11 protein-coding genes and 2 pseudogenes are annotated in these 13354 nt (G+C 66.6%); 3 read left to right on the forward strand and 10 right to left on the reverse strand.

What is annotated here, in order from left to right; translation table 11 throughout:
• Positions 1 to 118: 118 nt before the first annotated feature.
• From ACIA8L_RS25625 to ACIA8L_RS25640, 4 genes are all read right to left on the reverse strand, one after another.
• Positions 119 to 586: a hypothetical protein gene (locus ACIA8L_RS25625; protein WP_395908780.1), complete on the reverse strand. Its 468-nt coding sequence runs from the start codon at positions 584 to 586 to the stop codon at positions 119 to 121.
• A gap of 32 nt (positions 587 to 618) precedes the next feature.
• Positions 619 to 1491: an FtsK/SpoIIIE domain-containing protein gene (locus tag ACIA8L_RS25630; protein WP_395908782.1), complete on the reverse strand. Its 873-nt coding sequence runs from the start codon at positions 1489 to 1491 to the stop codon at positions 619 to 621.
• A gap of 5 nt (positions 1492 to 1496) precedes the next feature.
• Positions 1497 to 1961 carry a single-stranded DNA-binding protein gene (gene ssb, locus ACIA8L_RS25635; RefSeq protein WP_395908784.1) on the reverse strand — a complete coding sequence of 155 codons (465 nt, stop codon included), beginning with the start codon at positions 1959 to 1961 and terminating at the stop codon, positions 1497 to 1499.
• A gap of 103 nt (positions 1962 to 2064) precedes the next feature.
• Complete coding sequence (locus ACIA8L_RS25640; protein WP_395908786.1) at positions 2065 to 2931, reverse strand: hypothetical protein; 867 nt, start codon at positions 2929 to 2931, stop codon at positions 2065 to 2067.
• A gap of 142 nt (positions 2932 to 3073) precedes the next feature.
• Between ACIA8L_RS25640 and ACIA8L_RS25645 the strand changes: the two genes are divergently transcribed.
• Both ACIA8L_RS25645 and ACIA8L_RS25650 read left to right on the forward strand, forming a co-directional pair.
• On the forward strand, positions 3074 to 3853 hold the full coding sequence (locus ACIA8L_RS25645) for a GntR family transcriptional regulator (protein WP_395908788.1): 780 nt from the start codon (positions 3074 to 3076) through the stop codon (positions 3851 to 3853).
• A gap of 838 nt (positions 3854 to 4691) precedes the next feature.
• Positions 4692 to 5117, forward strand: coding sequence for an NUDIX hydrolase (locus ACIA8L_RS25650; protein ID WP_395908790.1), 426 nt, complete (start codon positions 4692 to 4694; stop codon positions 5115 to 5117).
• A 259-nt stretch (positions 5118 to 5376) separates the two neighbouring features.
• On the opposite strand, the gene ACIA8L_RS25655 is transcribed toward ACIA8L_RS25650, so the two are convergent.
• Positions 5377 to 6954, reverse strand: coding sequence for a pentapeptide repeat-containing protein (locus ACIA8L_RS25655; protein WP_395908792.1), 1578 nt, complete (start codon positions 6952 to 6954; stop codon positions 5377 to 5379).
• 774 nt (positions 6955 to 7728) lie between these two features.
• Here ACIA8L_RS25655 and ACIA8L_RS25660 point away from each other — a divergent pair.
• Positions 7729 to 8424: a DUF4145 domain-containing protein gene (locus tag ACIA8L_RS25660; protein ID WP_395908794.1), complete on the forward strand. Its 696-nt coding sequence runs from the start codon at positions 7729 to 7731 to the stop codon at positions 8422 to 8424.
• 816 nt (positions 8425 to 9240) lie between these two features.
• Here ACIA8L_RS25660 and ACIA8L_RS25665 read toward each other — a convergent pair.
• From ACIA8L_RS25665 to ACIA8L_RS25685, 5 genes and pseudogenes are all read right to left on the reverse strand, one after another.
• The gene (locus tag ACIA8L_RS25665; protein WP_395909045.1) at positions 9241 to 9807 is read right to left on the reverse strand and encodes a cold-shock protein; all 567 of its coding nucleotides are present in this window, start codon (positions 9805 to 9807) and stop codon (positions 9241 to 9243) included.
• Positions 9796 to 9987 (reverse strand): annotated as a pseudogene (locus tag ACIA8L_RS25670) (cold-shock protein); the annotation flags it as partial. The pseudogene ACIA8L_RS25670 and the gene ACIA8L_RS25665, both read right to left, overlap by 12 nt.
• 36 nt (positions 9988 to 10023) lie before the next feature.
• A pseudogene (locus tag ACIA8L_RS25675) lies at positions 10024 to 10221 on the reverse strand (cold-shock protein); the annotation flags it as partial.
• A gap of 970 nt (positions 10222 to 11191) precedes the next feature.
• Positions 11192 to 12169 (reverse strand): glycoside hydrolase family 25 protein, encoded by a 978-nt coding sequence (locus ACIA8L_RS25680; protein WP_395908796.1) that lies wholly within the window; start codon positions 12167 to 12169, stop codon positions 11192 to 11194.
• A gap of 188 nt (positions 12170 to 12357) precedes the next feature.
• Positions 12358 to 13104 carry a BTAD domain-containing putative transcriptional regulator gene (locus tag ACIA8L_RS25685; protein WP_395908798.1) on the reverse strand — a complete coding sequence of 249 codons (747 nt, stop codon included), beginning with the start codon at positions 13102 to 13104 and terminating at the stop codon, positions 12358 to 12360.
• Positions 13105 to 13354: the final 250 nt, after the last annotated feature.

Raw genomic sequence — 13354 nt, forward strand, 5'->3', positions numbered from 1 at the left:
CCGGCGGCATCAGGTGCTTTCCAGGGCGTTACTGGTGTCGTCGGTCAGACCGTCTGTGGCGGCCACCGCCCGGGCCGTACCGCTTGGGGCACGGCCCGCACAGAAGCGGCCACCCCGGTCACTCGTGCCAGTGGTTCACGACCGTGATGCAGCGCCGGCCCACCCCGGTCACGGCCGCGCCGAGCAGCACCACCGCCACGACAGCGCCCAGCACACCGAGGGCCAGCGACGCCGCCGCGTGCGCGACCAGGTACAGCACGAACCCGGCACCGCCGAGGACCGCTGCCGCGACGACCGCGCCGCCGCCGAGCAGCAGCATCTGCGTGCGCCGGTCCTGCCGGTCGATCTCCGCCCGCCGCAGCAGCCACCGCTGGTACGCGGCACGCTGCTCCTGATCCCGGCGTTCCATGGCCTGCACCCGGCGCTGCACCGTCGCGGCAATCTCGATGTTGACCGCGCCGTTGCTGACCGCCTGCGCCGCCAGCAGCTGCAGCAGTTCCTGATCCTGTCCCGGCGTGCGCCGTGCCACGTCCGGGTACGCCACGTAGCGCACCGGCGGCCGCTGCGCGGGAAGACGCTTGCTCATCATTGCTCCATTCCGGGTTGACGCTTCGGGGGTCATGCGGCCACGACCGTCAGCTTCGGCCGGACCTCGGTGCTGTCGAGGACACCGCGCAGCTCGGCGGCGTAGGCGGCGATCGCCGCACATTCGTCGTCGTCGAGCCACGCGACTTTCAGCAGTTCCGGGCTGCCACCTTCAGCGATGAGCAGGCAGCAGCCCTGGTTCTGCGGGCTGATCGTGTTCGCGCTCCAGCCGCGGCTGACCCAGCCGTGCCCGAGCACGATGTCCGACGAGGAGTCATTGGTGGTGCGGAAGCACGCCCGCCACGCGAAGAGATCCCGCAGCGACGTCGGGATGATGTCCGACGACGGCCGCTGCGTCGCCGCGACCACAATGATCCCGATCGCGCGGCCCCGGGCGACCAGGTCCCGCAGCAGCGCACTGAACATCTCGCGCTTGGTCTTGTCGAGGACCGTCGCGGAGAAGTAGGCGATCTCGTCGATGGCGAGGAGGATCGGCTTGAACTGGTCGCGTGGCTTGATCTTGCGGCGCAGGTGCCACCGCAGCCACCGGTACCGGTTGTCCATCACCGTCTGCAGCCGCTGCAACACGGCCAGGGCGGCGTCGATGTCCGGGCCGACGAACGCCGACGCGCATGACTCCCACTGCCCCAGCTCGACCTGCTTGCCGTCCAGCAGGACCAGCGTGCAGTCCATGCACAGCGCCGCATACGCGACGACCAGGTTCAGCAGCGAGCTTTTCCCACCGCCCGGCTCACCACCGATGAGCATGTTGCGGTAGATGAACAGCACCCGCTTGCGGGCACCGACATCAGTGATCCCGAGCTCGACCGGGTCGAAGATGGACAGGTCACGGTCCGGAAAGACCGCACCACTACTGCGGCGACGCCAGACCGTCCGCAGGTTCACGGCCCTCACACCGCCCGCAGCGTTGTGCTGGCCCCGGCCGGCGCGGCCGAGTTCCACGGGTCATCCGGCGGGTCAGACGGCACGAACCCGTCACCACCACCGGACCGGGTCAGCTTCTGCACCTTCGCCGTGGCGAACCGCAGCGACGGGCCGATCTCGTCAACCAGCATCCCGATCGCCGAGCGCTTGTCACCCTCGTCGGTCTGCCACTGCGACTGCTCCAGCCTGCCGGACACCACCACCCGCGTGCCCTTGTTCAGCGACTCCGCCATGTGCTCCGCCATCGGCCCGAACACCGTGCAGCGCATGAACGTCGCCTTCCCGTCGGCGTAGCCGCCGGTCTTCTGATCGAACCGGCGCGGCGTCGACGCCACCGAGAACCGGGCCATCGCCTTGCCATCCGGCAGGAACCGCAACTCCGGGTCAGCGGTCAGGTTCCCGACCACCGTCACCGAAATCTCTCCCGACATCACACACTCCCTAGATCGTCGAGTCGGGCCATCAGCCCTGGTCGCCACCACTGGCGGCCACCGCCACACCCGGAACTCCCTCGGCCGGGCACGACGGAAGCGGTCAGCGGCGAGCCCGGCCCGTTACCACCGGCGCCGGATCAGGAACCTGATCGAAGTCGAGGGCAAGGCCTTCCAAGCCGCCATCCGGGGCGACCTTCGGCTTCCGCAGCCCCGCGAACAGCTCCGCAAGCTGCGACTTGACCACCGCCGTCAGCGGGTCCCGGCGCGTCACATCAATCCGCAACAGCGCCGCCGACCGCTCCGACGCCCGGGACACCCGTACCTCCGACGCCCAGCACGCGACCGCGAGCTTGCCCGTCTTACCCTCCAGATCGCCCAGATCCAGACCCGGACGCAGCAGCACCCACACCTGCTCGCCGGCCAGCGTCGGCCGCGCCCACAACATCAGCGGATATACCGGCATCCCACCCCGGCCCGTCGCCCGCACAATCCGCGCGAACGACAACCGCAGCCGATGCCGATCCCACGCACACCACGCCGCCGCCGCAAGACCCCGCCGGACAGCGCCGATCAAACCAAGACCGACCGACACCAGAACCAGGACCGCGAGACCGCCCCACCACGCCAGCCACTGCGACACCCACAGCCAGACCGCGAGCAGACCGTTGAACACCGACAGCTCCAGTGCCCACCACCACACCGCCCGCAGGATCGGCCACAACAACACCGTCAGACCGGACACCAGGCCAAGCGCCAAACCGAGCGGCACCCCCAGCAGCAGCCCCGGCATACCCACGTGCGCCGAGGCGAACGCTGCACACGACAGCAGCACCGCCAACGGCGACGCCACCATCACCGTCGTCCGTGCACGCTGCGCATACGACGCCGCCACCTGCGGCTCCACCACCGCCATCGCCGTCACCGGACGCGCACCGAACAGCTTCCCGAGCGCCATCAGTACTCCCATGCAGAGGATGTATTACGTCTTACATCGACGGTACGGCCTGCTCCCATGAGACGCAAGACGTCTTACATCCCCAATTGCATGTGCTCCACCTCGGCACGCGTAGGGTGTGGTGTAAGACGTCGTACTAGTCGAGGACAGACGAGTGGCAGCGATCGAGGCGCCGAAGTCGCAATACGGACAGATTGCGGACGAACTTCGCAAACGGATCGAACGTGGCGTCTACCCATTGGGGAGCCCGTTGCCGAGCGAGCTTCGCCTCGCTGACGAACTTGGCGTGTCGCGAGTGACAGTCAACAAAGCAGTGACGCTGCTTCGCGCCTCAGGGGACGTGAAAGTCCGACGTGGTCTGGGCACTTACGTGCGGAGTTTCCCGCGCATCATGCGAGACGCCAAACGTCGCTACGCCGCTCGCAGCCTCGGCACCGGGGCCGGCGAGGTAGAGGTCCGCAAGCTTAACTTGACATCGACCACTAAATACCGCGAGATCGGCCGGGTTGGTAGCCCAGAGCGTGTCGCGCAAATCCTGGGTTTGCGCAAAGGTGCGGACACTCTCGTTCGGCGGCGTGTGCTTTACGCAGATGGCGAGCCAACTCAGATGGCCGACTCCTACTTTCCCTGGACAATAGTCAAGGGCGACGGGAGCCTACTGCGAGAGGACGCCGGAAAGGGCGGGTCCTACTCGCGTCTCGCTGACCTCGGCTATGCTCCCGTGCGCTTCACCGAGGACGTTACAGTTCGGCTGCCCAACGACGCCGAGCAGCAGACACTACAACTTGACGCGAATCAGCCGGTCTTTGAGATCTGGCATGTCGCGTATGCCGAGGGCGACCGACCCGTAGAGGTCTGCATTCACGTTATGCCCGGCGCACTGTGGACGCTCCGATATGATTGGGACGACGATCTAGCCGCAGGTCCATCGTGATGGAGGTTCGATTCGCGACGGCAGCCGCACCCGGCCGGCCTAACGAGGACTATGCGCTCGCCATCGGCGATTTGGTCGTGGTGTTCGACGGAGTGACACAACTAGCGGACGCGACCAGCGGTTGTGTGCACGGACCGGCTTGGTACGTACGCCGCCTTTCGGCACGCCTATGCGCAGGCTATGTCGCTGCACCTGGGCGTACGCTTGCCCAGCTGTTAGCCGACGCAATAGACGCAGTTCGGGGCGACCACGGCCAGCAATGCGATCTGACCCATCCCGGGACTCCAGCGTCCACCGTGTGTGCTCTGAAGGTCTGCGACGGCCGGGTCGAATATCTAGTGCTTTGCGACAGCTCAATCGTCCTCGACACCGGTGCTGACGTTACGGTCATCTCAGACAACAGAATCCAGGCCACGATCCAGCGGTTGCGTCAGCAGCCGATTACATCGGCCGGCCAGACCTATCCTGCTGCGGCCGGAGGCTTTCTCGCCTCGACTCCGGGGAAGTATCAATTCACCAATCGCCCGGACGGGTATTGGATAGCTGCAGCTGACCCACAGGCAGCGTTTGAAGCCATCCACGGTGAAGTCCCCACATCCGGACCAGCACGTTTGCGCCGGGCTGCTCTCATGAGTGACGGGGCTTCATGCGCCGTAGATCCTTACAGCTTGCTCAGTTGGTCGGCCTTGCTCGACCTGGTCACCGAGTCTGGACCAGCCGAACTTATACGTACGGTGAGAGCCGCCGAACGCACCGACCCGGACGGACGCGCTTACACCCGGCATAAGCGCCACGACGACGCCACGATAGCCACATGCCTGTTTAGCGAGGAGACGCAATGACCCTGCACTCAGTAAGCGTCGCCGCTGTCGTCACGAACGAAATCGGCCACGTGCTGGTCATCCAGCGACGCGACAACGGCGAGTGGCAGATCCCAGGCGGGGTACTTGAAATCGACGAGTCCATCCCCGCTGGCGTCCGACGAGAGGTCGAGGAAGAGACCGGACTCCTGATCGAAGTAGACCGCCTCACTGGCGTCTACAAGAACGTCAAGCGCGGAGTAGTTGCTCTCGTGTTCCGTGGCCGACCGATCGGCGGCCGGGAACAGACCACCGACGAGAGCACCGCCGTCGAATGGTGGTCCCCGGACAGGGTCGCCACCGGCATGACCGAGACCTTCGCCGTCCGAGTGCTCGACGCCCTCGACAGCGGCGAGGTAGCCGTACGGCTGCACGACGGCGTCCAACTCCTGTCCGAGCCTTAGCCCGCGACAGACCCAATCCCGCTCACTGCTTCACAGCCGTACCAGCGGTCCGGGCGCAAACTTTCCATACGTCTTCAAGGCGGCCTTCGGCCGCTGCGCGGACCGCTCGGAACTCGCCGCGCCTCGCCGCTTCGCTCCCGGCGCGGCGGCCCCGGCGGACCGCGCGCACCCCGGCCGGCACGACGATGCCCAGCGCTCGACAGGCGGGTCGAGGCTGGGCATCCGAGGATACGAAGCTACGTTTCGTGGTTCTCGTAGCTTAAGTGGTTGGATCGTCGACATCGCTTTCGCGCTGGTCACCTGATCCTAGCTTCTCGACCATAAACAAGCCTTCGACTGGCGCAGGACGATCTGACAGCCTCCAGCCCGCGGGCAACTGCGCCTTCGATGTCGCACTTGCGTCTTGGATGGCGTCGCCTTCCAACAGCGCCTCGTTCAGGTCGGCTTCGCCGTGAAACTGCACCCCGCTCAGGTTGGGGCGGCCGTAGAACTGCGCCCCGCCCAGGTCGACGGCGCGGTAAAACTGCGCCTTACGAAGGTCGACGTAGGCGTAGAACTCCGTCCCGCCTAGGTCAGCGTCACCGTGAAACTGCGCTTCGCTCAGGTAAGCGGGACCGTGGAACTTCGCTCCGCTCAGATTGCCGGAGCCGTGGAACCGCGCCGCACTGAGATCAACGGGGCCGTCGAACTGCGCCTCGATCATGTATGCGTTGCCGTGGAACTGGATATCGCCCAGGAATGCATCGTCATGGCACCGTGTCCCAATCAGGTTGGCATCGCTGTAAAACTGCGCCCCGATCAGCTCGGCGGAGCCGTAAAACTGCGCGCCGCCCAAGTGGGCGATGCCGTGGAACTGCGCTCCGCGCAGGTTGGCGGGGCTGTAGAACTGCGCCCCGATCAGATTGGCAACGCCATGGAACTGCGCCCCACTCAGGTCGGCATAGCCGTGGAACTGCGCCGCGCTAAGGCTCACCTGGTTCGCCCAGCAGCCTTCCAGCCTGCAGTCGACCAGTACCGCCCCAGTGAGATCTACGTCGAGCCGAGCGCCGTCGCCGGTAAACCAATACCGGCTATCCGAAGTCTCGCGGTACGGGCCACGATACGAACCAACCTTGAGATGGGTGGTGAGTAGCCGCTGGGCAGTCCGGCGAACCTCAAGCTCCTGGCGACGCTCCGCATCCTTGGGAGGGTCCAGGACTTCGGCGTCCGCCGCTAGAGACGCCGGGGAACCTTTCACACTGCGTCGCAATACCTCGAGGGGTGGCTCGAATGGCATCCGTAGATAGGCGCACCACACGTCAACCACCGTTTGCCGCAACTTTGCATCATCCTGACCCAACCGCTCCAACGCGTACAAGCCAGCCAGCCGCACCGCGGCCTTGTCGCTGGCCAGCTGATTCGCCGCCGCCACATACAACGCGGTCGTCCGCTGCTCCAACGCATCAGCCTCAGCGAACCGCTGTGCCTCCTCAGCGAAGCGCTGCGCCCTCTCCGCCTGTCGCTGCGCCCGCTCACTCAGCGCTTGCCGACGCAACGTCATCAACAGCGTCGCCCCAGCAGCCAGACCAGCCGCAACGGTCAACCCCGTCTTGATCCGATCAAGCCTCAACGACTCCAGATTCGCCACATTGGCTGGACTCGCCGATATCGGTGTCCACACCCCGATGAGCCACATTGCCAGCCCACCACCAGCCAGCACGACCCCCACCACTACGGCCATGACCGGCCAGAACGGCATCGGACGCAGCGGCTCGTCATCCGACTTAACCGGGCGGACAACCGCATCGACGGTTCGACGCGCAGGCCATAGATGCTTCAGAGACGCCACGACCGTCATTGTGACCACCATGGTCCACGAAAGTGGCCAACCGCTGCGCCAAACGTGGTCATCCGAGCAGTCACCGTCAACACGCCAAATGAGACCGACATCCTGGAACTCGGGTCCATCGAGGGCACAACCCGTCGCTCCCGCCAGACACCGCTCGCTCCGCTCGCTGCCAGGTCCGCGCTCCGATCTCTCCAGCCTCCGGCGGGCAGGACCTCCGGCCCTGCACCCGGGAGTCGGCCTCCGGCGGCCAGGGCCTCCGGCACCTGGACCCGACGCTCCGGGAAGACGCAGGAGCGGGGTTCGGTCGCACTTCCCGTCGCGTACCGAAGGCAGCCACACCGTGCCTGCCCGGTCACGGTCGTTCGTCCAGCGGGGCGCTCCACCGTGACCGGGCAGGCACGGCACGACAGGGCAAAGCCCACGCGACGGGAAGAACGACCTGAGGGGAGAGCTTTGAGAGAGGAACTGCGATTCCGCCTGCGGCGGCCAGGACCTCCGGCCCTGGACCCGGATGTTGAGGCGTCGAGCGCGAGCGGCCCGCCTTGGAGCGGCTCTGGAGCAGACGCCCTCTCCATCCCCTTCACAGACCACGCCAGACCGACAAGGACCAACAGCGCCACCAGCAGAAATGACAAGCCTGCAGGCGGACTTGCCGGATTGGCCTTTAATTCGGGACGAAGAGTCCTTCGAAAGCCCACGCTCCACCGCTGCCGCGGTCGTCCGAACGGTTTCCGAGGATCGACCGTGCACCAACTCGGTTGCCCTCGGTGGGACGATGTTCCGGTGACAGCTGAAGCGGATCGGGAAGACCAGGCGCAGCGCGGCGTACCGGACGCGGGTAAGCCGAGCTTCGTGTGTCCTTATGCAGATTGCGCAACATACGCGCTTCAGCCCAGCGGCGGCATCCTCTGGGAGCTGGAGACGGTGGGCAGCCATTCGTGGATCGAAGGCTGGACAGCCAACCGCTGCCACGCGTGCCGTCGTCCGATCTTTTGGGTTAACAACGGCAGCGGGATGGTCATGGCCTACCCGATGGGCGCCGTCGGGGAGCCGCCGGCCGACGACATGCCCACTGCCGCCCGAGACGTATATGAAGAGGCTCGACTCGTCGCACGCGTATCCAAACGCAGTGCTGCGGCTCTGTTGCGTCTTGTCCTGCAGATGATCGTGGACCACCTTGAGCCAGGTTCCGGCGACATCAATACTAAAATAGGACGGCTCGTACAAAAGGGTCTTCATCCGCAGATTCAACAGGCCATGGATGTCCTTCGAGTGGTCGGCAATCACGCTGTCCATCCGGGGCAGATCAATGTGGATGACGATCCCGCATTGCTTCCTGGTTTGTTCAGACTCATCAACGTAGTCGTTGATCAGATGGTCAGCGTCCCGAAGCACGCTCAGTCCCTCTACAACAGCCTGCCGCAGGCGGCGCGAGACCAGGTCGGCAGACGGGACGCTACGACAAGTTCGGCGCCGTAGTTGGACGGGCGTCGTGGCCACGCCCTGGGAGATATTTGGGAGACGATCTTGCGTGTACGCCCAGAACGCACCTCTCCAAACCAACAACCACCATCGGCACGACCAGCGCGTATTGACCGATGACCACGTGGCAAACATCCGCGAACGGTGCTGGGGGTCAAGGGGTCGTGGGTTCGAATCCCGCTGTCCCGACGTGAGAAAAGGCCAGCTCAGCTGGCCTTTTCTGCTGACTGCGGTCGATGTAGTGCCGGTGTCATGACACTAGATTTTGCACGTACGCGCGTACTGTTCGGCGAAACCGCTGACAGATGGCCTGTTGATCTCGTCCAGACCCGTTAGAGCGCAGGCACGCGTTCACCAGCACAGGCGCCGTGGCCGTCGGGCAAATGCCGGTTGAGCAGGAATTTCGCGGCTGCTCCTTGTTGACGCCCATCTGTGAAACGGCCCCTTTATCGCAATGGGGCGCCGCTAGTCCACTGTGGATGATCACGACACATCTGTGACACGTACGCCCGTACGGTGATCTTCCAATGCAGAGCGCGGTCCGGAGACTGTCGTCCAAGTCATGGGCCTCAGCACCGTGCAGGACCACGCCCACGCGACTGACGAACGCGTACAGCTGCCCTCCGCGACAGACAGCGAACCCATCCGATCACGAAGGACACAGCGCCCGCCGCGGCTACGTTGCGTAGCCGGCATCCTCGGCCCGCAGGGCTTCGACGTTCGTCGCCCCGCGTGACCGACGCGGACGGGCCGGCACGCACGATCGGCGGCATGAGAGTTAACTGGGCCAGCCGTCGAATCAGACCCGCACCATCAAGTGCGAGCAGGAGCGCCTCGGAGGCGCTCTACGCTGCCGGCCTGCGGGCCCCGGTCGCTCTGACGCACCGTGTACCGGACCCGGTCGCCCTGCTGCAGCGGTTCCGACCCCGCAACCACGGACACGTGGACGAACAGGTCGTCACCTCCGGCGTCCGGGGTGATGAACCCGAACCCGCGGTCGCCGTCGTAACGTGCGACGACGCCCTCGCCCGCGCGTGCGGGCACGCCCCGTGACGGCGACTCCCTCCTGGCGGGTGCCGGACCGACCGGCGCCGGCCGTCGCGGTGGCGGTACCGGCTCGACCCCTCGGACCAGCTGCACATCGCGGGCCTGCGGGCCCTTGTCGCCGCTGACGACCTCGTACGCCACGCGATCGCCCTCGGCCAGCCAGGTGAGGCCCTCGACCAGGGACCGGGCGTGGACGAAGACGTCCCCGGCGCCGGAGTCGGGAGCGATGAAGCCGAAGCCCTTGTCCTCGTCATACCAGGAGACGGTTCCGTCCGCCCCGTCGGCACCGCCTGCCGTGGCGGACAGGCCGGCCCCGGGACCGAGCGGGATCACGTGCGCGGCCTGCGGGCCGCGCTCGCCCTCGACGACGACGAAGGCCACCCGCTGCCCGTCGCTGACCACACCGCCGGTCACGATGGCCGAGCTGTGCACGAAGATGTCGACGCCGCCGCCGTCCGGCGAGGCGAACCCGTACCCCTTGGCCGGCTCGTACCAGTTGACCGTGCCGAGCAGGCCCACGGCGCCGCCGGCGGCCTGCTCGGCGGTGACGCGGACGCGCAGCGCCTGGGGACCGCGGTCGTTTTCGCCGACCTCGAACTCGACGGCCTGGCCCTCGCGGAGCACCTTCGGGCCGCCTTCACCCACAATCTCGGAGGCGTGCACGAACATGTCTGGCGAGCCGTCCTCAGGCGCGAGGAAGCCGAACCCCCGTTCGGCGTCGAACCAGCGGACGATCCCCTGCGGCATAGGAAAGCTCCAGGTTGTAGAAGCGGCATTGCTCCCAGTCTCGCTCACGGCGTCGTGCCTGGGACCACCGGGACCGGCCACGGTCAGCCGGTATCAGGAGGTCGTAGCCGGCCAGGACGCGGATGGCGGTCGCTCGGGGCTATTCCGGGCTGGCGTGGCTGTGTTGTAGGCGGTGCGCGGTAGAGGTCGACACCGCCACCAGCTCGCCTGCCGCGCGGCCGCCTGCCCACGATCGCGGGCGGCGACGCCTGCCTGGCGCAGCCCGGAGTTGCGGGGGTCTGGACGCGGGCCCGGGCGGCCATCTCGTCGCGAAGATGGCTGCGCCATCACCGGTGTCGCGGCCGCGAGCTGGTAGGTGGCCCGGTATGCCGCGGGCCAAAGGCAATGCGCCAACCGCACACTGCCCGACAAGATCCACTACACCACAGGAAGATGATCTCCACCGGAGCTACCGTCCGCCCACCCGGCGCATCAGATGTTCGTTGACAAATCACCCCGTCGAGCTGCCATGCCTAGAACGCGACGAGCATCCTGGGGTCGTGGGTTCGAATCCCGCTGTCCCGACGGAGGAAAAGGCCAGCCCAGCTGGCCTTTTCTGTTGTCGCCCGTCGATGTAGCGATCGTCACACGACACGAGTTTTGTCCCGCACGGGCGTACGCTTGCCCTCCGCCACCGCTTTGACCTGCAGCTCTACGGTCACGGGCAACACGCCAACGCCTGCGGAGATCCGCCCCGGGTACGACACTGACCTGCGGTTTCACGGTTCCCGCAGCCAGCACGCCGCTCAGCGAACCCTCTACTCGCCCCGTTCCAAAGATCCACTTACACAGTCCACTGTGGATGATCACGACACCGCGCCGACACGTACGCCCGTACTGTGATCACCAACAGCAGTCCACCTCGCACGGACGAACATCGGTACGCTCGACGGGCACTTCAAAGATCGCCGGCGCACACGTGTCCATCATCTCAGAAGCGCCCCTCGTTGAGCCGCCGCTGGAGCGCCTTCACACACTCCGACGACGGCAGCGACAGCACGCCGTCCTGTGGGGTGCCGAGGTATCGCTGCAGCGCCCGGGTGGTCAGGGAGACGGTATGGCCGTCCTGCCGGATGCCCTGCCCATCGACCGTGAGCCCGACCCCGATGTGCGAGTTGAGGTGCCGCTGGACGGCCGCCACCAACGACGACCGCCCCGGCGGCTGGGTGATGACGCCGTCCTGGACAGTGCCCATCACCTGCTGCCAGCGGCGAACCGTGGCGGGGCCGAGCTGCCCGTCGACCGCCAGACCTGTCGAGGGCTTCGGTGCCGGGACTGGGCCGGCGCCGCGGACCAACGTGGCCAGGACGGCCGGGTCACGGACGGCGTCGATGTCGACGTTGCCACGGATGCCGCCGGCGGTGCCCTTGGCGGTGAACTGGTCGATGGACATGCGGGTGAACCCGCCATAGCCGGCGTTCCAGTCGTTGGCGGTGTCGCCGGTGTACGAGTCGGTGTAGCCGCGGTTCGGCGCGGCCCACAGATACGGGGTGAGGGAGGCGACGTTCCAGCCACGCGGCTGGAGCCACCAGTCGCCGGTGTAGAACGCGAACGGGTAGCTGCCCGTCCTGGCGTTCCACTCGGCGACGAACGCCTGCACGACGGCCCAGCTCGCGTCGGCCTCGCAGTCGAGCTGGACGAGCATTCCCGCCGGTCCGCCGTGCTTCGCCAGACGGGCCAGGAAGAACCTGGCCTGTGCCGCGCCGTCGCTGTTGCGGAGGAAGTGGTAGGCGCCGGGAATCATGCCTTCGGCCTTGATCGCCGGGATCCACTCGTCGAAGTGCGGCGCCTGGTAGGTGGTGCCTTCGGTTGCCTTGCACGCGACGAAGGCGTAGCCCTCGTTCTTGAGCTGGTGGATGTTGATGCCGGCCTGGTAGGAGCCGGCGATGTCGACGCCGAAGATGGTCACCGGTTTGGCCTTTCTGGGCGTGCGAAACACCCGCGGCGGGTTCGCCGGCGGGCAGGAATGGAGCGGGTGCGGCTGGACCGGTCGTTCACACACTTCAGCAGGTGCAGCACCAGCCGGAACGCGATCGACAGCACACGGCAACCGTGCCAGCACACATCGACAGGCCTTCGACAACCGGTCGACAACCGCTACGCCGCCTGCCGCAGCACCCGCCGGTGCACCTCGCTCAACCACGGCGAAGGCTCCACACCGTACTCACCGATCAACAGCCCACGGGCCGTACGGAAAGCAGCGAGCGCCTCCGCCTGACGCCCGGTGCGATACAGGGCGGTCATGAGCTGCCCCCACAACCGCTCCCGCGTCGGGTTGAGCACCACCAGTGACTCCAACTCCCCCACCACGTCGGCACCATAACCGGCGCGCAGCAACGCATCGATACGGTCCTCGACCGCCGCCAGCCGCAGCCGGTCCAGCCGCAGCCCCTCGGCGGCGAGCGCAGGCAGCTCGGCGAACTCCGCGAGAGCGTCGCCACGCCACAGGGCCAACGCGGCACCCAGCCGCCCGGCCGCCGCCTCGGGATCGCTCTCCCGCCGGCCCTCAGCCACGAGCCGCTGGAACCGGGCCGCGTCGTACAGCATCGGGTCGACCCGCACCTCGTAGCCCGACGGCCGGGTGAGCAGGAACCCCTCCGCCGCGACGCCGCGCCGCACGAACGCCCGGCGCAACCGGGAGATGTAGGTGCGCACAGTACGGTGCGCGTCGGCCGGCGCCCGCTCCCCCCAGAGCTCTGACACGAGCGCGCTCACGCTGACCGTCTGTCCCGCAACGATCCCGAGCCGGGCCATGACCCCTCGGATCTTCGGGCCGCCCAGATGCACCGGGCGGCCGTCGACCACCAACTCGAACGGACCGAGCACCCGCCATTCCACCACCATGTCGGATCGCACATCTCCCCCAAGATTCAGCGTTCTTGACAATCAATTCCTGGGCGTTCCAACACGTGCCGTTTGCCACTCCAGTCGGAATACCGACTGGGCCGCGAAAAGCGGCCGGCCAATCGGCGGCAGCCCAGATAGGCAGGCGCTCGGTGGGTTCGATCGAACCCACCGAGCGCCAACTCCAAAAGATCGTCGGAACCTGACTTAAATTGACGGAAATCTCAGCTCCGCCACATCGGCCATGAAC

The sequence above is a fragment of the Dactylosporangium sp. NPDC051541 genome (genome assembly GCF_044454505.1).
Classification (GTDB): Bacteria; Actinomycetota; Actinomycetes; order Mycobacteriales; family Micromonosporaceae; genus Dactylosporangium.